Raw genomic sequence first — 21,110 nt, 5'->3', positions numbered from 1 at the left:
CGACGCACCCGCTTGATGCGTTCGGTCACCCGGCGGCGATCTGCCGCGGCCGATGTAGGAGAAAGAGGTTGCATCATGACTACCCCAAATCCGCGTAGTCCCGGCAGAACGACGAGGGCGACACCCGTGCAGGTGGCCGCGCTTGTCGTCGGTGCGACGTTCTTGCTCGTCGGAATCCTCGGCTTCATCCCGGGGATCACATCGGACTACGGCGACATGAGCTTTGCCGGCCATCATTCCCACGCCATGCTTCTCGGGGTGTTCGCCGTGTCGGTCCTCCACAACGTCGTTCACCTGCTGTTCGGCGTCGCGGGCCTGCTGATGGCCCGCACGGCCGGCGCCGCGCGCGCCTTCCTCGTCGGCGGCGGCATCATCTACGCGGTTCTGTGGCTCTACGGGCTCGTGATCGACCGGGACAGCGCCGCGAATTTCATCCCCGTCAACACCGCTGACAACTGGCTGCACTTCGGGCTGGCGCTCGTCATGATCCTGCTCGGAGTGGCTTTGGGACGCCAGACCGCGAGCACGACAACGCATGGCTTGGGCACCGGAGCGCCGGGGACGATCGAATGACCGCCGGAACGGGCCTCGACACGGCGCTGTGGGACGGCTTCCACCGCGCCGCCGCCGTGTCGTCGCGCGAGCTGTCGGACTGGCTGCGATCCGAATCGGACAACGATCTCGCAGTGCCGCACCGCCCTGCCGGTGTGCACATGAACTCGAAGGAGGCGCGTGATGGAACGCGAGAGCGCCAAGAACAGCCCACGTAAAGACGATCAGCTGAAAGACGAACTGCGCGGCACGTTGCAGGGCAACCGGTCGAGCCGGGTCGAGGAGTGGCGCGACCCTGAGCCGCCCGCCGACGACGACCCGGACGTCGACGTGCGTTGATCTCGCGCATCGTGCCCGCGTGGCCGTTGCGACGAGGTTTGCCGTTCGCCTGGAAGGGAATTCACCACGTGCTATGACGACTCTCCCCCCGGCAACGGCACAGCCGCAGCTACCCGACGGACAGGGCCGTGTTTCCGCAGCTGTCATCGAGCAACTCAGGGGGCGTCCCCCGCACAATCACCTCGAGCCCGTCTGGGTCCCGCTACGGGATTCGGATCCGCTCGGCATAGACGTGCAGTTGGCCCTTCACGTCTGCTACGAGTTGCACTACCGGGGGTTCGCCGGCGTCGACCCGTCCTGGGAGTGGAATGCCGGGCTACTTCACCTGCGTTCGCAGTTCGAACGGGTCTTTCTGGCCGCGGTCCACAAAGAGGTGGGGCTCATCCCGCCGGACGTCACCGCGGAAAGCGAGCTGGACCGGCTCTCGGCGGAACCGATCGGCGGTCTTGGCCCGTCCCACCATTTGCGCGACGGCGGGACCTGGGAACAGATGCGAGAGTATTTCGTCCATCGATCGCTCTACCACCTCAAAGAAGGTGATCCCCACGCGTGGCTGATCCCGCGGCTCGCCGGTCAAGCCAAAGCGTCGTTCGTCGCCGTCGAATTCGACGACTACGGCGCAGGCCGCGGCACCCGCGGCCATCAACAGTTGTTCGTCGATCTCATGGACGCAGCCGATCTCGACAGCACCTACCTCGGATATCTGGGCACGGTCACCGCCGAATCGCTCGCCGTGGTGAACCTGATGTCGCTGTTCGGGTTACACCGCCGACTCCGGGGCGCGGCGGCAGGCCTTTTCGCCGCCACTGAGATCACGTCGTCACCGGTTTCCCAGCGCATGGTCGCCGCACTGCAGCGGCTGGCAGCGCCCGAGGCCTGCGTGCGGTTCTACCGCGAACACGCGAAGACCGATGCGGCGCACGAGCAGGTGGTTCGCACCGACGTGATCGGTGATCTCGTCACACGCGAACCGGAGTTGGAGGCCGATGTCGTCTTCGGTGTCCGTGCATTTGCCGCCCTGGAAGACCGGCTCACCGAACATCTGTTGAAAAGCTGGTCAGCTGAACGCAGTTCGTTGACACGACCACTCGGTTGATTTACTGGAACTGGTATTCGTCAGGTCACGTTTCGGCCCGCCCACCGCCGGGAAATCTATGGGTGCGCGCGAAGATGCGTGTTGAAAACCACTCCACTCCATGTAGCGGAAAGGTAGCCATGACCGAGAAGAACTCAGGACCTGAAGAAGGCATCAAGGGCGCCGTCGAGGACGTCAAGGGCAAGGCCAAGGAGGCCGTTGGCACGGTAACCGGCCGTGACGACCTGGTCCGCGAGGGCAAGGCTCAGCAGGACAAGGCAGACGCCCAGCAGGACGCCGCCAAGAAGGAAGCTGAAGCCGAATCCGCCCGCGCCGGCGCGAAAGCCGCCGAGAAGCGCGAGCAGGCCAGCCAGCGTCCGTAGGCCGCAAACAAGATGACCCAGCCATCCGGCTGGGTCATCTTTTTGCTCGCGTTGTTTCGGCGATCAACCGCTGTGGCCCTGCCGCGCCGCGCTGGGATGGTCTTCGTACCAACGATCTTCGACGCGCCGTACCCTGAGGTGCTCGACCGCCAGCCAGACCGCGCCTGCCCCGACACCGACGGCGGCCAATGCCGCCAGCACCACCCCGACTCCGGCGTTTCCGGTGGCGAACGCCACCAGGCAGCTGACGAACAACACCAGGCCGACGCCGATAAGGACGAGTGCGGGCATCGCGAGATTGTCCTTCATCGACTCACCGGCATGCGGGCGGGTGGTTCGGGCATGATCGACTGGATCGCGCGAATCAGTCACCACTTTCTCCTTCGCTTGTTATTCGTAACTCTTTGTCGGACACCGCTATTCATAGCTCGGGTATTGACCCGCCTTCAGCAGCCCGGCAAGATGCGCCGCGTTGCGGGCCGCGGCCGACGTGGCGCTCGCAACCGGGTCGGGAACCTCGTCGAGATCCTTGTAGTCGACGCCCTGCATGGCCTCGCCGTTCCAGTAGGTGCACCCCTGCGCAGGGATGCTGAACCCAATATCGTTGAGTCCCTGGAAGATATCCGCGACCGTCTTGTGCGCACCGTCCTCGTTGCCCACGACCGACACCAGCGCGACTTTGCCTGCCAGCACCGGACGGCCGGCGTCGTCGGTGTTCGACAGTTCGGCGTCGAGCCGCTCCAGAACCCGCTGCGCGATGCTCGACGGATGTCCGAGCCAGACCGGCGTCGACAGCACGAGAATGTCGGCGCCGAGGATCTTCTGCCTGATCTCTGGCCACTGGTCGCCGTTTCCCATGTCGGCCTCGACACCCGGATCGATCTTGAAATCGGCACAGCGCAGGCACTCGGTGCCGACCCCGAGCGCGCCGAGCCGGTCGAGGACCTGTTCGGCGATCAACTCACTGCTGGATTCGGCCGGATTCGGTTTCAGGCTGCACACCAAGGCGAGCGCCTTTAGCTTCGACGACGCGGTCACAGTGTCAACCCCGTGGTCATCCCCGTGCCAGCGAACGCGGGCAGGGACGTGACGAGCACCAGCAGCGTCAGCAACGTCAAGAGCCACCCGGCACCGTGCCACGCCCACCAGGTCTCACGCCTCTTCCACGCCTGGTAAGCCCGGGCGAACGCCCGGAGCCCGGCGACGAACAGGATCAGTGGTGTGCCGAGCGCCAACGCGGTGCGCTGGGGCGCTCCGCACGCCGCCAAGTCGGCCGTGGCACCCGCGCACGTACTCACCCAGGTGACGGCCATCAAGAGGAAGCCCAGGCCGGCCGCCGCAGCGACCAACCCGAACCGGACCGCCTGCCAGACGTCGACATCACCGCTACGCAGGTCTTGTGCGTCGTGGTACATCGCGGCGCGGCCTACTTGGCCACCGCTTGGCGGTCGACAAGCTCGGAGTGCCCCGACTCACGGGCGCAGTGAGCGCAGCAGTACATCGTGTCGGCCGCCTCGACGCCATGGCCGAGAATCCGGCATCCGCAGTGCGCGCACTCGGGGGCGATCCGGACCGCTGCGCACTCCACACTGTCGAACGTCTCGGTGTGACCGCCCCAGCTCACCGTGAACGCCTTGTCGTAGTCGTTGCCGCACGTGGCGCACGTCGCCATTGCTCCATCTCCCGGTTCGCATTGACTCAAGCGACACGAGCGTTCCCGGGACAGGGACCGGCTAAACCTCGCCCCCGACCCGTAGATGAGCGGTGAGCAGCAGCCTGTCGAACACGACGCGGTTGGGCAGGATCTCGTTGTAGTCGAGCTCCAGGAAGTCCTTGGCGAGCTGCTCGGCCAGCAGACGCAGCTTGGTGTTGGTCTCCTGCGACCGCCATCTCAGCAATTCGAACGCCGAGTCGGCATTGATCCGGTAGATGAGCATCAGCATGCCCTTGGCCTGCTCGATACCACTGCGGGCCTCGGCGATCTCGGCCACCGCTTCGGTGACCACCTGCTGCCGCGCCTCGGTGATGGCGGGCGTGACGTCGACGTAGAAGCCGTGGGTGCCGATGACGCTGCCGTCGTCGCCAAAGAGTTGATCGCCGACGACGGCCACCTCGTGGACGGCGCCGGCGGTGTCGATGATCCGGTGGCGCGTGCTGAACGCCCCGGACGTACGACGGATCTCGTCCAGCGTGGCAGCGACCTGCCCGTAGTCATCGGGATGCTTGTGCGACAACACCAGCTCGGTGGTCGGTTGCGCGGTGCCCGGTTCGTACCCGTGCATCCGTTCCACCTGCGGCGACCACTCCCAGCGCTCGTCGGCGAAATAAAACCGGAACGATCCGACCCGCTGGGGTTCTCCCCCGGCGAGGGCATGCTCGACAGACGACTGCATGCCGAGCTGGGTCGGTTCGTTCGTCATGGCAAAAGGTTATCCCGCCGACCTGGGAATTGAGTGATCGTTTGTCGCACAGGCCATCTAACATTCGGCGCGTGCGTCGACTCCGGACCAAGCTGTACCTCGCGGCGGGGGCCTGCGCGGCGATCGCGGGTTATGCGGCAGGGGTCGATGTGCCGTGGAGTCTCACCATCGGCGTCGCCGTGCCGCTCGTGCTCGTTACCGCGCCCCATTTCCTTGCGGGGGCGTGGGACGGCGCCCGCACCCCCGGACCGAGTGAGCAGCCGGGCGCCGAGATGTCCGGGCTGGAGTTCGAGGACCACGTCGCGCGCATCGCCCGCTCCTGTGGCTTGCCGGTGATCATGACCCCGGTGACCGGTGACTGGGGGGTCGATCTGATCGTCGGCCATCGACCCAATCGTGTTGCGATCCAATGCAAGCGGCAGTCCCGCCCGGTCGGGGCGGGCGCAGTACAGGAAGTTGTGGCGGGCGCCCCGATGCAGGACTGCGCCAAGACCATGGTGGTGACCAACCACGAGTTCACCCCGGCCGCTCACAAGCTCGCCGCGCTACATGGTTGCGAACTGGTCGGCGGAGCCCAACTGCCACGCCTGAAATCCATCCTCCGCAGGGTGATCACCGAGGTTCCACCCGATCCGACGGTTTGACGCCGCAGCCGAGGCCCCGAAGTGGGTTGCTACGGCATGATGCACGGCTTTGCCGTGTGCCGGGGACCCGGCGTACGGGCTGTGAGGTCGCCCAAACGGCGGCGCGGGGTCACCATGCCGAGGTCAAGATGCCACGCCTGCCCGGCGGAGCTGTTAGCTGGATTCACGCGTTCCGGTACGAAATAGGCGCGACGCCAGATGACGGTCGCGCAGAGGTTAGCTGCGCTTCTCAGGTTTCTACCTGAGCGTCAGTCGCCGGGTCGCGACACAACTCACACGGACAACGCCGCGCACCGTTATAGGGGCACATCGGAGCAAAATCACAAACAGCGAACAAAAGCGCCTCGAACGATGGGCGGAAAACCGATTGCCGACCGTCCCACAGCATCCGCACCCACCGTTCGACACTTTGGATGCATATCTGACGCTACGCAGACTTCGCAAAGCCTGCTGGGCCATAATTGGCCTGACAGGCTGCTTTTCTCGCCATCTCGGTTGCGTTGGCAAAATTTTGATGGGTTAACCATCGGTGTCGCTCAGATGTCCGCCGCCGCCCCGCATGAGTTTCAGCAATCTTTCCGTGCATTTGCCAATTTCGTATGCGTGGCGCACGTCGGCATTAATGGCAAAGCGACAACCCAGGTAATCAGAAGAGGAGCATCGGTTAACACAAAGCTTCTCCGAGATTTTTTCTTAATAAGTTGGGCCCTAAGGTTCTTCTCAGGTACTGTTTGCCGCATTCGGGGGTTCTTTAATTCGTCTAGAGGGGAATGCAATGCACTTAGCTGTCCGCCCATACGCCACAGCGGGAATCGCGATGCTGGCTGCCGGTGCGATCATCGCGAGCCCGATCGCTCCGCCGCCGCCGGACATCAAGGTCGCCGCGGTGACACCGGCCGCGTTCAGTTCGCCGACCACCAATCAGTTGTTCGCGGCGACACTGCAGAATGCGCCGACCGCCGCTTTGGCAGCCGTGCCCGGGGCGGCCGCGACCAACGCCCAGCAAGCGTTCCGTGAACTGGCGCTGGCGCTGTGGACCGCCACCGGCGGCACCCTCGACGCGTTCAAGAGCGGGCTGGTGGTGTCCACCGCTGCCGGCGTGACCCTGGTCAATGGCGGCATCGACACCTTCAAGCAGGCCTTCGATCTGGTCGGCGGGACGATCCTCGATGTCATCGCGCCCGAGCAGGTCGCGGGCAGCGGGCTGTTCACCGGCGCCCAGCAGGCGTTCCGTGACGTGGCCCTGGCATTGTGGACCGCCACCGGCGGCACCCTCGACGCGTTCAAGAGCGGGCTGATCCTCGCGGCGACCACGGCGGTCACGCTGGTCAACGCCGGCGTCGATACCTTCAAGCAGGCGTTCAGCCTCGTCGGCGGGACCATCCTCGACATCATCGCGCCGCCGCAGGAGGCTTCGGCCGCAACGGCTCTGCTGCCGTCGCCTTCGGACGCGCAGCAGGCGTTCCGCGCAATCTCGCTGGCGACATGGACGGCCGTCGCGGGCAGCCTCGACGCCTTCAAGAGCGGCCTCGTCCTCGCGACCGCCACCGGGCTCACCCTCGTCAACGGCACGATCGACACCTTCAAGCAGGCCGTCGATCTCGTCGGCGGGACGATCCTCAACATCATCGCTCCCCCGGCCGCGACCACCGCGGGTGGCGTGGTTTCCGGTGCGCAGCAAGCCTTCCGGGCGGTCGCACTGGCACTGTGGACGGCCACCGGCGGCACGCTTGACGCTTTCAAGAGCGGGCTGTCCCTCGCGACGGCGACCGCGGTTTCGCTCGTCAACGGCGGTATCGATGTGTTCAAGCAGTCGGTCGACGTGGTCGGCGGGACCATCCTCGACATCATCGCCCCGCCTGCGCCAGACCCGGCGGACGCCTCCGTCGCGTCGACCGGTCTGATTTCCGGTGCGCAGCAAGCGTTCCGGGCGGTCGCGCTGGCACTGTGGACCGCGACCGGCGGCACACTCGACGCCTTCAAGAGCGGGCTGACCCTGGCCGCGGCCACCGCCGTCACCCTGGTCAACGCCACGATCGACGTCTTCAAGCAGGTCGTCGACACCGTCGGCGGGACGATCCTCGACATCGTCGCGCCGCCGGTCGAGCAGGAACCGGACGAGACGGGTACCGGTACCGAGTCCGGCAGCGTCACCCCGGTGGCCGCGGTGGAGACCACGCCCGAGACCGATTCGGCGACGGCGTCCCTGCCCACGACCACCGATCTCCAGCAGGCGTTCCGGTCGATCGCACTCGCGGTGTGGACGGCCACCGGCGGCACGCTCGACGCCTTCAAGAGCGGGCTGACCCTGGCCGCGGCCACCGCCGTGACCCTGGTCAACGCCAGCATCGACGTCTTCAAGCAGGTCGTCGAGACGGTCGGCGGGACGATCCTCGACATCGTCGCGCCGCCGCAGGAGGAGACCGAAACCGACTCGACCACCGCGTCTTTGGCCGCAGCGGCCAAGGCAGGCAAGTCGGATTCCGGACCGGCGTCGTTGCCCGACGCTGATGCGTCCCTGGTCAAGGTGTCGGTCACCGACAAGACCGCCGAGGAGACCGTGGCCGCGCCAGAGGAAACGGTCGAGACTGCGCCCGCAGCGGAGACCAAGCCGGTCAAGGCCGTCGTGAAGCCGGCCGAAGAGCTCAAGAAGACCATCGACGGCGTCGCCGACGCGGTCAAGAACGTCTTCTCGCCGAAGGATCGCGACGCCGACGACAGCGAGTCGACCAAGCCGGCGAAGCCGTCGAAGCCCTCTTCGGACACCGACACCAAGGATTCCGGCAGCAAGGACTCCGGCAGCGGCTCGACCGGTTCCGACACCAAGTCCGATTCGAAGGCGTCCTCCGGAGCTTCCGAATCCAAGAGCTCCAAGAGCAGCTCGAAGGGCTCCGACTCGAAGTCGGATTCGAAGAGCTCGAAGTCGGATTCGGGCGACAAGTAAAACCAATGGCTGGCGACCGGCGGTGACCCGGTAGCCACGCTCAGTGGGGGAAGGCGGCCCCGCTTCCCGTATTCGGGAAGCGGGGCCGACCATTTGACGCTGCGGTGCAGGTTAAGTCAGCGTCGTCAGTACGTTCCGCACAGCGCCGATGCAAGCGTCGATCTCGTCGCGCGTCACGGTGAGCGCCGGCCGGAACCGCACCGAATTCGAGCCGCTGGGCAGCATGATGACGTGGCGATCCCAAAGTCGGCGGATGAGTTCGTCGCGGTCGGCGGCGGCGGGCATACTGAAGGCACACATCAGTCCGCGGCCCCGCGGGTCGAGCACCGCGTGCGGGAATTCTGTTGCCAACAGCCGTAATTGAGCGAGCAGGTGGTCGCCCATCGCGGCGGCGTTGCCCAGCAGTCCGTCGGACTCGATCACCTCGAGGATGCGCCGAGACCGAACCATGTCGACCAGGTTGCCGCCCCAGGTCGAGTTGATCCGTGAGCTGACGGTGAACACGTTGTCGGCGACCTCGTCGACGCGCCGTCCGGCCATCACGCCGCACACCTGCGTCTTCTTCCCGAATGACACGACGTCGGGGGTGACGCCCAATTGCTGGTAAGCCCAAGCGGTTCCGGTGATCCCGCAACCCGTCTGCACCTCGTCGAAGATCAGCAACGCGTCGAATTCGTCGCACAGGTCGCGCATCGCCGCGAAGAACTCCGGACGGAAGTGCCGATCGCCGCCTTCGCCCTGGATCGGCTCGGCGATGAAGCACGCGATGTCATGGGCGTTGGCCTCGAACGCCGCTCTCGCCTGACGCAGCGATTCGGCTTCGATCTCGGCCATGTTCGCGCCGGGCCGAATGTAGGGAGCGTCGATGCGCGGCCAGTCGAACTTCGGGAAGCGGGCCACTTTGACCGGGTCGGTGTTGGTGAGCGACAGGGTGTAGCCGCTGCGACCGTGGAAGGCGCCGCGCAGGTGTAACACCTTGGTGCCCAACGCGGGATCCACGCCGCGGGCCTCGTTGAGCCGGCTCTTCCAGTCGAACGCCACCTTGAGGGCGTTCTCCACCGCAAGCGCACCTCCGTCGACGAAGAACAGATGCGGAAGCGCTGGATCTCCGAGTACCCGGCGGAATGTGGCGACGAACCGCGCCATCGGGACGCTGTAGATGTCGGAGTTACTCGGCTTGTTCACCGCGGCCTGCGCCAGTTCGGCCATGAAGTCACGGTCGTCGGCGAGCGCCGGGTGGTTCATCCCCAGCGCCGACGACGCGAAGAACGTGAACATGTCCAGGAAGCGCTCACCGGTGCGCGCGTCGACCAGATGCGAGCCCGACGAGCGGTCCAGATCGAGCACGAAATCGAAACCGTCGGCCAGGATGCTGCGGGCCAGCACCTCGCGCACGTGGTCGGGCGTGAGGGATTGCGATGTCAGCACTGCGGTCATGGCACCACTTTATCGCATTTTTTACGGTCATTACGCTTGACAACCGTAACGATTACGGAATGTAGTCTCTGCCTGTGTAAAATGTCTGCAAGATGACGGTGCTTCGCGTGCGGACATTGGCGGCGGTCCTGATGCGTTGCAGCAGGTCCTCCAGGGCCCGCGCGGAAGCGACCCGGACCTGCAAGATGTAGCTCTCCTCGCCGGCCACCGAGTGGCACGATTCGATTTCGGGGATGTGCTCCAGCCGCGCAGGCGCATCATCGGGTTGAGAAGGATCGAGAGGGGTGATGGCCACGAACGCCGACAGCATGCTGCCCAGTGCTTCCGGGTTGAGCCGTGCGGCATACCCGGTCACCACGCCACGCGATTCCAGCCGGCGTACCCGCGCCTGCACCGCCGACACCGACAGGCCTGCGACCGACGCGAGGTGCGCCAACGTTGCGCGGCCGTCGGCCACGAGTTCACGAACCAGGATCCGGTCGATCCCGTCCAGCGGCTGTTCGTCCGGTTCACCCATGGCCCGCACTGTAGCCGTTCGATTTCTCCATCCCGGGGCTGCCGACCAGAGAGGCGCGATATGACACGACCAGATTCGACGACCGAGCAGACCATGCTCCCCACCGCCGACGACCTGCGTGCGCAGGCACGGCAAGCATTCGACTCGATCGGCGCGAATGTCGCGTTGGGTGCACCCGGCGAGGCCGGCCTGCCCGCCAGCACGCCGATCACCGGTGAGGTGTTGTTCACGGTTCCCGAAGACACCGCCGAACAGGCTGACGCCGCGATTGCCGAAGCCGCCCAGGCTTTTTCGGTGTGGCGCACCACTCCCGCCCCGGTGCGCGGCGCCGTGGTGGCGCGGCTGGGCGAGCTGCTCGTCGAGCACAAGTCCGATCTTGCGACGCTCGTGACGATCGAGGCGGGCAAGATCACCTCCGAGGCCCTCGGCGAGGTACAGGAGATGATCGACATCTGCGAATTCGCCGTCGGCCTCTCCCGGCAGCTGTACGGGCGCACGATCGCCTCCGAGCGCCCCGGCCACCGCCTGATGGAGACCTGGCATCCGCTTGGCGTCGTCGGCGTGATCACCGCGTTCAACTTCCCGGTCGCGGTGTGGTCGTGGAACACCGCGGTCGCGTTGGTGTGCGGCGACACCGTGGTGTGGAAGCCCTCCGAGCTGACCCCCTTGACGGCGATCGCCTGTCAGGCGCTGATCGAGCGCGCGGCTGCCGATGTGGGTGCACCCGCGGCGGTGAGCAGGCTCGTGCAGGGCGGGCGCGACATCGGCGAACGGCTTGTCGACGATCCGCGGGTCGCGCTGGTCAGCGCGACCGGCTCGGTCCGGATGGGCCAGCAGGTCGGCCCGCGGGTGGCCGCGCGATTCGGCAAGGCCCTGTTGGAGCTGGGCGGGAACAACGCGGCGATCGTGACGCCGTCGGCCGATCTCGACCTGGCGGTACGCGCGATCGTGTTCTCGGCCGCGGGCACCGCGGGCCAGCGTTGCACGACCCTGCGCCGGTTGATCGCACATTCCTCGGTGGCCGACGAACTGGTGCAGCGGATCGTGTCGGCCTATCAGAGCCTGCCGATCGGTGCGCCGGGCGCCGAGGGCACGCTCGTCGGCCCGCTCATCCACGAACGCGCCTATCGCGACATGGTCGGTGCGCTCGAGCAGGCGCGCGCGGACGGCGGGAAGGTCTTCGGTGGGGAACGCCGCATGTTCTCCGGCGAGTCCGGTGACACGTCGTTCTATGTCGCGCCCGCGGTGGTGGTGATGCCAGCTCAGACCGCCGTGGTACACACCGAGACGTTCGCCCCGATCCTCTATGTCCTCACCTACGACGACCTCGATGAGGCGATTGCCTTGAACAATGAGGTGCCGCAAGGACTTTCGTCGGCGATCTTCACGACCGACGTGCGCGAAGCCGAGCGGTTCATGGCCGCGGACGGGTCCGACTGTGGCATCGCCAACGTCAACATCGGCACGTCGGGCGCCGAGATCGGCGGGGCGTTCGGCGGTGAGAAGCACACCGGCGGCGGCCGCGAGTCGGGCTCGGACGCGTGGAAGGCCTACATGCGCCGCGCCACCAATACCGTCAACTACTCATCGGAACTGCCGCTGGCTCAGGGCGTTCACTTCGGGTAGGCACCGCGACGGATCGGCTGGTGCGGCTCACCGACACCAGCCTTCCGCGGCGAAGCACAACGCGATCGTGGGGCGCGGCGGCGACCGCCTCCTCCAAGCTCGACGCCCGGATGGCCATGAGCTCCGCCGAGGCCCCACGCCGTACACCGGCCACCGGCAAGCCCATGACGTCGCGGGCACCGTCGCTGACGGCACGGTATGCCTCGCCGACCGACAGATGACCCGCCGTCACCATCAGCATGGCGGTTTCCAGCGCGTCGCTGCGCCCGAGCGGGTTGTAGGGGTCGCGCACGTTGTCGGCACCACCGGCCACCCGCACCCCGGCGTCCAACAGCGCCCGTAGTGCGGTCAGTCCGCGGGGCGTGGCGACCGGATCGCCCCACCCCTGCAGATACAGATTGGTGATCGGCAGGCTCACGATCCCGATGCCGCTTGCCTTTACGGCGCCGATCACCCGGTCGAGCACATCGCGTTCGACAACGCCGAGGCTGACACAGTGTCCGGCGGTGACCGGCATCGACCCCGGCCAGTGCCGCACCAAGTGGGCGAGTTCTTCCAACGTCAGCATCATGGGGTTGAGTTGCTCGTCGGTGTGCATGTCCACGCCGACTTTCCGGGCTTGTGCGATCGCCAACAGCCGCCGCAGGTTTCCGCTCGGATCGAGAGTCTGGTGAGGATGGCCGCCGACGAATTCCGCACCGAGATCCAGCGCCGCGTGTATGGCCTCGTCGCTCGCGAAATACGGTGCCATGGCGACTATCTGGATGTCGACGAGGTCGGCGAGTTCTTCCCGCACCGCCACCAGCGCACGGATCCCGCGCAGTGGGTCATCACCGCGCAGCAGGTTGACGTGAGTGCGCACCGCGGTGGTTCCGTTACCGAGCAACAGCATGGCCGCGCGACGGGCCCGCTCGGCGATGCCCTCGACCGTCAAGGTTGGGGTGTGGTTCTCCCACGCGGCGATCGCTGCGTCGAGATTCCCCATGGGTGGCCGTATCTCGTCGAATGACAACGCCTTGTCCAGATGCGCGTGCGGTTCGGCCGGTGCGGTGAGCAGCAGATGCCCCGCGAGGTCGAGTCCATCTCCGACCGGTGGCAGGCCCGCCGCGGGGACGACGTCACGCACGCGCCCACCGTCGAGGTGTACGTCGACGATCCGCCCGTCCGGCAGCGTCGCATTGTGCAACGTCGGTACGGCCCGCCCGTGGGCGATCATCGGCATTGATTCAGGCACGGCACTCCTCGCGGAAGTCGCTCTTGCGGATAGAGCAGTGCACGCCTTTGACGATGTCGACCACCTGGGTCACCGAAAAATCGCCTGCGGCACTGAGATAGAGATACGCCTCACTCGGTGTCATGCCCATCTGCGCGGACAAGAAGTCGACCGACAGCCCGGCGCACTGGCGCATCGCCTCATCGAGGCTCTCGTTCATCCCGAGGATGATCCAGTGGTCGTCGGTTTCGACGAACGGCATGCGTGCCCGCGCCGGACTGACCGTCTTGACGACGGTGAGCCGTGCCGTCACCCGCAGTGAGCCTTCCAGCGCGGTCAGCGCGATCTCGCCGTTGCCCTGGGCGAAATGCGGGTCGCCGAGGTAGAACCCGGCGCCGGGAACCTGCACGGGCAGATACAGCGAGCTGCCCGAGACGATTTCGCGCACATCCATGTTTCCGCCGAACGGGCCGGGCGGAATGGTGCTGAGCGGTTCCGAACCGGCAGGCGTGACCCCGCACAGTCCCATGAACGGACGAACGGCGATTGTGGCTCGGCCACCGCAGAATTCGAATACCGCCCGGGTGCCGCTGTCGTCGAGGCGGCAGAACTTGCTGAACACCGCGGGACTGCTGCCGTCGAAGTCGCGCGGCAACCGGTCGGGCAAGGCGCCCCGCTGGTGCCTGCTCGAGACGACCCCGTACGGCACTCGCGGCCGCAGGTCCAGGAAGTCGACCCGCAGCCAGTCACCCGGTTCTGCGCCGCGGACATCGACCGGCCCGAGGACAATGTGCGGCGCCTTGGGCGGTTCGGGTTTGCGGAGATCCGATGCCGCCAGTTCGACGGCATCGTCAAGCACGTCGGCGCGCTCGACTCCGTGCCTGCCGAAGTAGGTCACCGGGTCGCGGCCCTGATCCTCCATCAGTCCTTCCTGTGACACCGTGTCGAAGGTGACGGTCGCGCCGCTATCGACGGCGAGCACTCGAGCCGTATCCGGCGTGGGAAGTGTTCCCCAGCAGACGTTTTCGGGGGTACACCGCAGATAGTGGCCGGCGGATCGGTGGTCCCGCCCGGCTTGCAGAACCCGCGTCACCGGGACCCGGCTGGCTCGCCGAGGTGCTCACGCCAGCCGCCGGGCGCGGTGATCTCGCGTGCCTGGCCACCGCTGCCGGGATACGACCGGCACACCATGCTGAGCGCCCCGCGGCCGTCTTCGAGTTCTATCACCGACAGCTCGAGTTCGGCGGGTTCGCGCGGCAGCAGCTTGTCGCGCAGCTCGGCGTACGTGACTTCGTAGACCTCACCTGGCACCGACCAACCGCCGTCGCGCACGGGCGCAAGCCCAGGGAACACGTCGCCGAACGAGAAGAACCGGTATCCCGGGGCGGTTCGCACCGGGCCGACGAAGCGCGCTGATGCCAACGCGTCATTGAGTGGGCCACCGCTCATCGCCTGGCCGTTGACGAACATCAGGACAGTGTCATGGGACATGAAAGAACTCCGTGTCGTAGCGAAAAGGTCAACTCAGCAGTCAGGACAGCGTCGTGTTGCCATGACCGCGGAGCGCGTGCACGCGCATCGCGGTGGCGGCACGCTCAAGATCGCCGCCTGCGAGATCGTCGAGCAGCGTGCGGTGCTGAGAGATCGGCTCGTGGCCGGATTGCTGGACGTAGTCGTCGGTCGGGTACAGGAAGGCCTGACGCTCGAGGAACGACGACGTGATCGGACAGAACGCGGCACGGTTGATGGCCATGTGGAACTCCAGATGTGCCATCGCGTACTGTGGGCTGCTCACGCCGTACTCGTGTAACGCGGCTTCGAGCGGGGTGAGCATGCCGTACAACGAGTCCCAGTCGACCTCAGCGCTTTTGGCCGTGATGAGCTTCGCGGCGACCTGGTCGAAGGCCACCCTCAGCTCGTGCAGCTCGGCGCGTGCCGTGGCGTCGACTTCGACCACGATGAGCTGACCGCGCCGAACCCGCTCGACGAGGCCCTCGCTGGTGAGGCGTTGCAGCGCTTCGCGTATGGGCGTGCGGCTCACCCCGAGGTCTTCGGCGATCTCCTCTTCGGTGAGCCTGATGCCGCCGCCGTACTCACCGGTGGTGATCTGTTGACGCAGATAGCGGTACACGCGTTCGCGGACGCTCAACGGCTCGCCGGTCGGCGTCGTGATGGTCGCCGCACTGTCCAATGGGCTCATGTCATCCTCGCTTTCGACAGTGCTGCGCGGCAGGCGTTGGTCGCGCGCTGCATGAAAGTGCCCGACATGACGTTCATACCCGCTTGCAGCGCCGATGTCTGCAAGGCGCTGACGCGGTTGTTCAGGTCGAAGAACTGGTTGCCGGGTGAGGTCAACGGGCCGAAGTCGAACACGAACGGCGTGTCCTCGGATGCGTCGGTCTCACCCCACGTCGTGGTGTTGACGAGCAGCGACGGCGGTTCTGCCGCGAACGCATCTCCGAGCTCCGTGGGGCGGACATGCTCGGCGTCGAACCGCTGGGCCCAGGCAGCCACGGCCTGCGCGTTGCGTGCCGACCCGACCAACCGCCCACCGGGCCAGGCCCGTCGGCACGCGAGCGCCACCGAGTTCGACGAGCCGCCGGATCCCAGCACGAGCACCGAAGCGGGGTTACGGCCGCCCATCAACGTCTCCATGGCCGATTGTGCGGCCCAGCTGTTGGTGTTGACGCCGACCAGTCCGGCCGGGCCCCGGACGATGGTGTCGACCACACCGGTGTGCGCGGCCGACGGTACCAATGCCTGCAGGTACGGGACGACATCCTGCTTCCATGGGCTGAGAACGAGCGCCAGGGTCCATCGCGAATCGGCGAAAAGCTCGGCGGGACTGTCGAAATGCAGCGTGTCGGCGAGTTCGACGTGCTGGGCGGCCAGTGCGTCGTGCAACAGCTTACCTTTGAGGGCATGCGCGGCAGTCGTACCGATGCCGGCGATCACCGCCGGTCCGGATGGGGCGGATTCTGCTGTGACGACTGCGACCTCGTCGATGCATTGCCCGACGGCCGCACGCATCGTCGCTGCGCCGTCGGCCCCCAAGAGTGTCATGTTGGTCATCTGACGCCTGCCGATGCGCTCTGCGGTCTGACCTGGCGGCCGGTCGGCTCACCGACCACGGTCCCCTTCTCGTAGACCAAACCCCCACGCAGGTAGGTCGCCACCACGCTTCCCGTGAGCTCCCATCCGTCGTAGGGGGTGATGTTGTGTTTGGAATGCAGGTCGCGCTGGTCGAGAACCACCTCCGCCTCCGGGTCCACCAGGACGAAATCGGCGTCGAAACCCGGTGCCAATTGTCCCTTTCCGGCCATCGACCACCGCTTGGCAGGGGTGTACGAACACAGCCGAACGATGTCCTCGACGGTCAGCCTGCCCTGCGCAGCGGCCGTGAGCATGAGCGGGAGCATCGTCTCCACGCCGATGAAACCGCCGTAGGCCTTCCACACGTCGGTCTCGGCTTGCTCGGCAGCGGTGTGCGGGGCGTGGTCGGTGGCGATGACATCGACGTCACCCCGTTCGATGCCCGCCCACAGCGCGGCGACGTCCGCGGCAGGCCGGATCGGCGGATTGAGTTTGATGAGGTTCCCGTACGCGTCGTAAGCACTCTCATCGAGGAAAAGATGAGAGACCAGCGTTTCGACCGTCACCCGGTGGCCCTGCGCCCGCAGATCGACCACGCGCCCCAGGCCGGCGGCGGTGGACAGATGGTGGATGTGCAGCTTGGTCTTGGCCTCGGTGGCCATGGTGATGATCCGGGTGATGGCCTCGACCTCGACGAATGCCGGCCTGCCCTCCAGGTGGGCGCGTGGGTCCCGGCGGCCCTGCGCCTGTAGCCGGTCACCGAACATCCGGAGCAGGTGGTCGTTCTCGGCATGCACACCCACGACCAGATCCGCGTCGGCCGCCGCTTCCAGGCCGCGGAAGATCGCGGCGTCGTTGGGGCAGCGGTTGTCACCGGTGGTCTGCCCCATGAACAGTTTGAACCCCATGGCGCCGAGTTCTGCCATGGCGCCGATCTCGTCGGCGTTGTCGTGATCGAGCATGCCGTAGAGCCCGAAATCCACGTACGCCTTGTTCTTCACCAGATCCAACTTGTCCTGGTAGCGTTCGGCCGTCGCGACGGGCGGCTTGGTGTTGGGCATGTCGACGACCGTTGTCACGCCGCCCGCCGCCGCGGCCGACGTACCGCTCGCGAAGTCCTCTTTCTCCGTCATGCCCGGCTCACGCAGGTGCACGTGGACATCGACGAGTCCGGGCAGAACCAGCAGACCGGAGGCGTCGACCGTCCGCACTCCTTCGGTCGTGAGATCGTCGCCAACCGCGACGACGCGCCCGTCTGACACGGCGATGTCCTGCCGGCGGCGGCCGTCGTGCGACACCACTGTTCCCCCGGTGACGACGAGATCGGAAGTGATCGGAGCGGTCATGTGAACCTTTCTGGTTGTGGGAGCGGCCGTTTCGGTACCCGCGTCAGGTCAGCGCGAGGTCCGGGTTCTCTTCGTAGACCTCTCGGATCGGACCGAGTTCGAACAAGTCACCCGCCGAGAGGTTGAGGCCGCCGGCGGCGATCGCCTCGATGTTGGCGGCCGCGGTCTCGTCCGAGATCGCCACGAGTTGTTGCGACGCTTGGCCGTTACGGATCAGGTCGTTGCCGGCAAGACAGCAGTCGTAGGTGGCGGCGGGATTGAGGTGCAGATCCTTGCCGTACTCGTCGACGGTCAGATCGGTGGCCATCTGCGGGTCGCCGAGCACCTCGCGCCAGCCGCGGATCTCGGCGTGCAGAAACGCCTTGAGCTTGTCGCGGTTGTTGTCGATGTTGTCCTGGGTCGTGATATAGGTCTGCCCGACGAGCGGGAATCCGACGTCGGCCAGCAGCATCGTGTTGATGTCGAAACCCTTGTGCCGCAGGTCGACCACCTGGCTGTTGATGAATCCCAGGTATCCGTCGATCTCCCCGACCGTCATACCGATCGGATCGCCCTGCACCGGAACGGTGTTGATCTTGGATTCGTCGAGCTTGAGCGCGGCGAGAAAGTTGCGCCACACGGGCTCGCTCGACGATGCGCAGCCGATCGTCTTGCCGTACAGGTCCTCGGGCGTGTTGACGGGCTTGTCGGCCATGGTCATGATGCAGCCGGCGTAACGGCTGTACACCGCTCCGACGATCTTGAGCGGCGCCCCCTTCGCGACCGCCGAGCCGACGATCGGTACCTGCGACACTCCGGCGAACGTGCGCGACAGTACGTCGGACTCGATCGGCGGAGCGGTCGGACCGCCGGAAACGAGCTCGGCTCCGCTGAAGCCGGCGTCGCGGTAGTACCCCTTCTTGTCGGCGATGTAACTGCCGGCGAACTGGGTGTTCTTGATCCACGCCAAGCGCTGGGACGCCACGCCGAATCCGTCGGCAGCACCGCTGGATTCACCTGATACGCAGGCGGACAGGACGGCCGGACCGGTCAGTGCGAGACCGCCGAATGCCAGTCCTCTGGTGATGAACTGCCGGCGATCGAGATGCTTGCTCATGGAATGTCCGTTCAGGTGGGTTGTACTCAGCGGGGAGCGCTCATGCGGGCGGTGACAGCGGCTTCGATGACGCTGACGATCTGGTAGATGACGATGCACGTGATGGTCAGGACCACGACCGAGGACCACAGCCGCGCGAACTCGAATTCGTTGGCGTCGCGCAGCATCTGGCCACCCAGTCCCTGTCCGGTGGCCAGCCACTCGGCCAGCAGTGCGCCGACCACCGAGGTGGTGACCGCGACGCGGGCGGCGGCGAACCACGTGGGAATCGCGTGGGGCAGGGCGACTTTCCAGAATGCCGTCAGCGTGGAGCCGCCGTATGCCACGACCATCTCGACATCGGTTCTCGGAGTGCTGCGGATGCCGTGCAGCATCGTGAGCAGTGCGGGCACCACCACGATGGCAGCGCCGATGACCGCCGTGCCGACCACTCCGCGGTCGAAGATCAGCACCAGGATGGGCGCGACCGTCACCATCGGGATGGCGTGCAGCGCGGTGACGGTGGGCAGGAACATGTTCTCGACGGTCCTGGAGAAGTAAAACAGCAGTGAAACACCTGCTGCCAGGGCGAGTCCGAGGACGAACCCGTATGAGGCATCGACGAGGGTCCGTACGAGGTGTGCGGCGATGTCGGCTCGGTTGGCTGCGGCGTCAGCTCCGGAAACCAGGTAGGTCCACACGTCGGCGGGTGATTTCGCGACGTAGGAGCTGACGTCGACGACGCCGATGAACAGGGTCCAGACCACGAGGATCGTCACCACCGCACCGAATGTGGTGATCAAGCTGCGCGCCGCACTGCGCATGGCCGGGGTGCGGGTTTGCAGGGTTGTCGTCATGCCTTTCCTCCCGCCACCGCTGCCGCCCATGGGGTGGCGAATTTCTCGATGATGTTGACGACCGCGAAGGCCACGCCGGCAATGAGACTCGACACCAGCGTGATGCCCCACGTTCGGACGACATCGCTGGAGGACTGGGCGACGACGAGCGCGGCGCCCAGCCCGCGTTCCTGCCCCATGAACTCGCCGATGATGGCGCCCAGGATCGCGGCGGGGACCGCCACCTTGAGCGCGGTCAGGATGTTGGGCAGCGCCGAGAGCAGCTCGACCTTGCGCAGCACCAGATACTTGCCGCCACCATAGGCTCGTACGAGGTCTTTGCTGAGCGAATCCGCTTGGCGCAGGCCGTTGATGCTGCCGACGAGTGTGGTGAAGAAGACCGAGACGGCCGCCATGATCGCCGAGGTGACCATGCCGTCGAAGCAGGCGGCGAGGATGGGCGCGATCGCGATCAGCGGTATGCATGCCGAGGCGATCCCGGCTTGCAGCACCAGCTTCTCCAACGCGGGAATCGTGGTCACGAGTGCGGCACAACCGATCGCGGCGAGGTTGCCCCAGAAGTAGCCAACTGATGCCGACGCGAGTGTGACCGGTACGTGGATGCCGTAGAACCCAGGCCCGTCAGACATCACTCCTGCCAGGATCTCGGTCGGCGATGCGATTGCGGGGCCGAGGATTCCGGTCATCCCGATCAGTTGCCAGGTGATCAGCACGAGAAGTGAGCCGACGAGTCCCGCGAGGCGCCCGCGTCTCATCGTTGCCCACTGTGGACGGGTACCCGCACCTGCGACTCGTCGGCTCGCGTGCCGAACAGGATGGACGACAGCAGGTCGACATACTCGTGAAACTCGCTGGTGCGCATCATTTCCGGAAGGCGCGGGCGGGGCAGGTCGATCTGCACCGACTTCACCACCCGGCCGGGCCGGGCGCTCATCACCACGACGGTGTCGGAAAGGAACACCGCCTCGGCGATGCCGTGGGTGACCATCAACGTCGTCGCCGGACGCTCGGTCCAGATTCTGAGCAGTTCGATGTTCAGCATCTGGCGCGTCATGTCGTCGAGCGCCCCGAACGGCTCGTCGAGCAGCAGCACACGCGGTTTGACCACGAGGGCGCGGGCAATGGACACGCGCTGACGCATGCCGCCCGACAGTTGGGCGGGGCGAGCCGACTCGAACCCCGTCAGCCCCACCAGGTCGATGAGTTCTTGCACGAATTCGTCGGAGACCGCCTGCTTGGACACCTCCAACGGCAGCCGGACGTTGGACCGAACCGAACGCCACGGCAGCAGCGCCGAATCCTGGAACGCAATGCCGAGATGATGGTGTCGCCGCATCTCCTGCGGAGTTTCGCCGTGCACCAGCGCGGTGCCCTCGTTCTGGACCTCCAGGCCGGCGAGGATCCGGAGCACGGTGCTCTTGCCGCATCCGGACGGTCCGAGAAGCGTGACGAACTCACCCTGCTCGGAGTGGATGTCGACGCCGTCCAGTGCGGTGATCTGCGACCGGCCCACCTTGAACTGCTTCGTCAGCCCGGCTATGTGAATTCCGGGTGCCGTCGGGGCGACCATGTGTTCTCCTCTGATCGGA

25 protein-coding genes are annotated in these 21,110 nt (G+C 66.1%); 8 read left to right on the top strand and 17 right to left on the bottom strand.

Translation table 11 applies throughout. The annotated features are described in order from the left end of the window. Positions 1-75: 75 nt before the first annotated feature. From AWC31_RS26465 to mbp1, 5 genes are all read left to right on the top strand, one after another. Positions 76-573, top strand: a complete 498-nt coding sequence (locus tag AWC31_RS26465) for a DUF4383 domain-containing protein (RefSeq protein WP_085146993.1) — start codon at positions 76-78, stop codon at positions 571-573. After that, entirely contained in the window at positions 570-770 is a 201-nt protein-coding gene (locus AWC31_RS26460; protein ID WP_067843289.1) for a hypothetical protein, read from the top strand. The genes AWC31_RS26465 and AWC31_RS26460 overlap by 4 nt, the downstream gene beginning before the upstream one ends. Continuing rightward, complete coding sequence (locus AWC31_RS37535) at positions 736-891, top strand: hypothetical protein (protein WP_165766058.1); 156 nt, start codon at positions 736-738, stop codon at positions 889-891. The genes AWC31_RS26460 and AWC31_RS37535 overlap by 35 nt, the downstream gene beginning before the upstream one ends. Before the next feature lie 73 nt (positions 892-964). Continuing rightward, a complete protein-coding gene (locus AWC31_RS26455; RefSeq protein ID WP_085146984.1) occupies positions 965-1,987 on the top strand; it encodes an iron-containing redox enzyme family protein in 1,023 nt (340 codons plus the stop codon). Positions 1,988-2,106: 119 nt separating this feature from the next. Next, the gene (mbp1, locus tag AWC31_RS26450) at positions 2,107-2,349 is read left to right on the top strand and encodes a microaggregate-binding protein 1 (RefSeq protein WP_067843285.1); all 243 of its coding nucleotides are present in this window, start codon (positions 2,107-2,109) and stop codon (positions 2,347-2,349) included. Between the two features lie 63 nt (positions 2,350-2,412). Here mbp1 and usfY read toward each other — a convergent pair whose 3' ends face one another. The 5 genes from usfY to AWC31_RS26425 form a co-directional block, all read right to left on the bottom strand. Beyond that, a complete protein-coding gene (gene usfY, locus AWC31_RS26445) occupies positions 2,413-2,721 on the bottom strand; it encodes a protein UsfY (RefSeq protein WP_067843746.1) in 309 nt (102 codons plus the stop codon). Positions 2,722-2,766: 45 nt separating this feature from the next. After that, a complete protein-coding gene (locus AWC31_RS26440) occupies positions 2,767-3,387 on the bottom strand; it encodes a flavodoxin family protein (RefSeq protein ID WP_067843282.1) in 621 nt (206 codons plus the stop codon). Next, positions 3,384-3,764, bottom strand: a complete 381-nt coding sequence (locus AWC31_RS26435) for a hypothetical protein (RefSeq protein ID WP_085146976.1) — start codon at positions 3,762-3,764, stop codon at positions 3,384-3,386. Before AWC31_RS26435 ends, AWC31_RS26440 begins: the two co-directional genes overlap by 4 nt. A gap of 11 nt (positions 3,765-3,775) precedes the next feature. Beyond that, positions 3,776-4,021 (bottom strand): metallothionein, encoded by a 246-nt coding sequence (locus AWC31_RS26430; RefSeq protein WP_085146974.1) that lies wholly within the window; start codon positions 4,019-4,021, stop codon positions 3,776-3,778. 61 nt (positions 4,022-4,082) lie between these two features. Continuing rightward, a complete protein-coding gene (locus AWC31_RS26425; RefSeq protein WP_085146972.1) occupies positions 4,083-4,769 on the bottom strand; it encodes a PAS and ANTAR domain-containing protein in 687 nt (228 codons plus the stop codon). Between the two features lie 71 nt (positions 4,770-4,840). Between AWC31_RS26425 and AWC31_RS26420 the strand changes: the two genes are divergently transcribed. Both AWC31_RS26420 and AWC31_RS26415 read left to right on the top strand, forming a co-directional pair. After that, a complete protein-coding gene (locus tag AWC31_RS26420; RefSeq protein ID WP_085146970.1) occupies positions 4,841-5,413 on the top strand; it encodes a restriction endonuclease in 573 nt (190 codons plus the stop codon). 775 nt (positions 5,414-6,188) lie between these two features. After that, entirely contained in the window at positions 6,189-8,357 is a 2,169-nt protein-coding gene (locus tag AWC31_RS26415; RefSeq protein ID WP_133060228.1) for a hypothetical protein, read from the top strand. Between the two features lie 111 nt (positions 8,358-8,468). Here the strand turns inward: AWC31_RS26415 and lat are convergent, their stop codons facing one another. Beyond that, positions 8,469-9,794: an L-lysine 6-transaminase gene (lat, locus tag AWC31_RS26410; RefSeq protein ID WP_067843263.1), complete on the bottom strand. Its 1,326-nt coding sequence runs from the start codon at positions 9,792-9,794 to the stop codon at positions 8,469-8,471. A gap of 52 nt (positions 9,795-9,846) precedes the next feature. After that, positions 9,847-10,311: an Lrp/AsnC family transcriptional regulator gene (locus tag AWC31_RS26405; RefSeq protein ID WP_067843260.1), complete on the bottom strand. Its 465-nt coding sequence runs from the start codon at positions 10,309-10,311 to the stop codon at positions 9,847-9,849. A gap of 60 nt (positions 10,312-10,371) precedes the next feature. Between AWC31_RS26405 and amaB the strand changes: the two genes are divergently transcribed. Further along, positions 10,372-11,937 (top strand): L-piperidine-6-carboxylate dehydrogenase, encoded by a 1,566-nt coding sequence (amaB, locus tag AWC31_RS26400; protein ID WP_085146967.1) that lies wholly within the window; start codon positions 10,372-10,374, stop codon positions 11,935-11,937. Here the strand turns inward: amaB and AWC31_RS26395 are convergent. From AWC31_RS26395 to AWC31_RS26350, 10 genes are all read right to left on the bottom strand, one after another. Continuing rightward, the gene (locus AWC31_RS26395; protein WP_234817000.1) at positions 11,888-13,171 is read right to left on the bottom strand and encodes an amidohydrolase family protein; all 1,284 of its coding nucleotides are present in this window, start codon (positions 13,169-13,171) and stop codon (positions 11,888-11,890) included. The genes amaB and AWC31_RS26395 overlap by 50 nt on opposite strands. Next, positions 13,164-14,132: an acetamidase/formamidase family protein gene (locus AWC31_RS26390; RefSeq protein ID WP_234816999.1), complete on the bottom strand. Its 969-nt coding sequence runs from the start codon at positions 14,130-14,132 to the stop codon at positions 13,164-13,166. The genes AWC31_RS26395 and AWC31_RS26390 overlap by 8 nt, the downstream gene beginning before the upstream one ends. Positions 14,133-14,239: 107 nt before the next feature. Further along, a complete protein-coding gene (locus AWC31_RS26385; RefSeq protein WP_067843255.1) occupies positions 14,240-14,641 on the bottom strand; it encodes an allophanate hydrolase-related protein in 402 nt (133 codons plus the stop codon). 40 nt (positions 14,642-14,681) lie between these two features. Next, positions 14,682-15,350 carry a GntR family transcriptional regulator gene (locus tag AWC31_RS26380; protein WP_067843252.1) on the bottom strand — a complete coding sequence of 223 codons (669 nt, stop codon included), beginning with the start codon at positions 15,348-15,350 and terminating at the stop codon, positions 14,682-14,684. Further along, positions 15,347-16,213: a hypothetical protein gene (locus tag AWC31_RS26375; protein ID WP_133060227.1), complete on the bottom strand. Its 867-nt coding sequence runs from the start codon at positions 16,211-16,213 to the stop codon at positions 15,347-15,349. Before AWC31_RS26375 ends, AWC31_RS26380 begins: the two co-directional genes overlap by 4 nt. 5 nt (positions 16,214-16,218) lie before the next feature. Further along, complete coding sequence (allB, locus tag AWC31_RS26370; RefSeq protein WP_085146964.1) at positions 16,219-17,589, bottom strand: allantoinase AllB; 1,371 nt, start codon at positions 17,587-17,589, stop codon at positions 16,219-16,221. A gap of 43 nt (positions 17,590-17,632) precedes the next feature. After that, positions 17,633-18,685 carry an ABC transporter substrate-binding protein gene (locus tag AWC31_RS26365; protein WP_085146963.1) on the bottom strand — a complete coding sequence of 351 codons (1,053 nt, stop codon included), beginning with the start codon at positions 18,683-18,685 and terminating at the stop codon, positions 17,633-17,635. Between the two features lie 26 nt (positions 18,686-18,711). Beyond that, the gene (locus AWC31_RS26360; protein ID WP_157894362.1) at positions 18,712-19,521 is read right to left on the bottom strand and encodes an ABC transporter permease; all 810 of its coding nucleotides are present in this window, start codon (positions 19,519-19,521) and stop codon (positions 18,712-18,714) included. Next, complete coding sequence (locus tag AWC31_RS26355; protein ID WP_067843240.1) at positions 19,518-20,276, bottom strand: ABC transporter permease; 759 nt, start codon at positions 20,274-20,276, stop codon at positions 19,518-19,520. Before AWC31_RS26355 ends, AWC31_RS26360 begins: the two co-directional genes overlap by 4 nt. Then, entirely contained in the window at positions 20,273-21,091 is an 819-nt protein-coding gene (locus AWC31_RS26350) for an ABC transporter ATP-binding protein (RefSeq protein ID WP_085146960.1), read from the bottom strand. The genes AWC31_RS26355 and AWC31_RS26350 overlap by 4 nt, the downstream gene beginning before the upstream one ends. Between the last annotated feature and the right edge of the window lie 19 nt (positions 21,092-21,110).

The sequence above is a fragment of the Mycolicibacterium wolinskyi genome (assembly GCF_002101965.1).
Classification (GTDB): domain Bacteria; phylum Actinomycetota; class Actinomycetes; order Mycobacteriales; family Mycobacteriaceae; genus Mycobacterium; species Mycobacterium wolinskyi.
The sequence above is the reverse complement of the archived record's forward strand: the minus strand, read 5'-3'. Positions and strand labels throughout refer to the sequence as shown.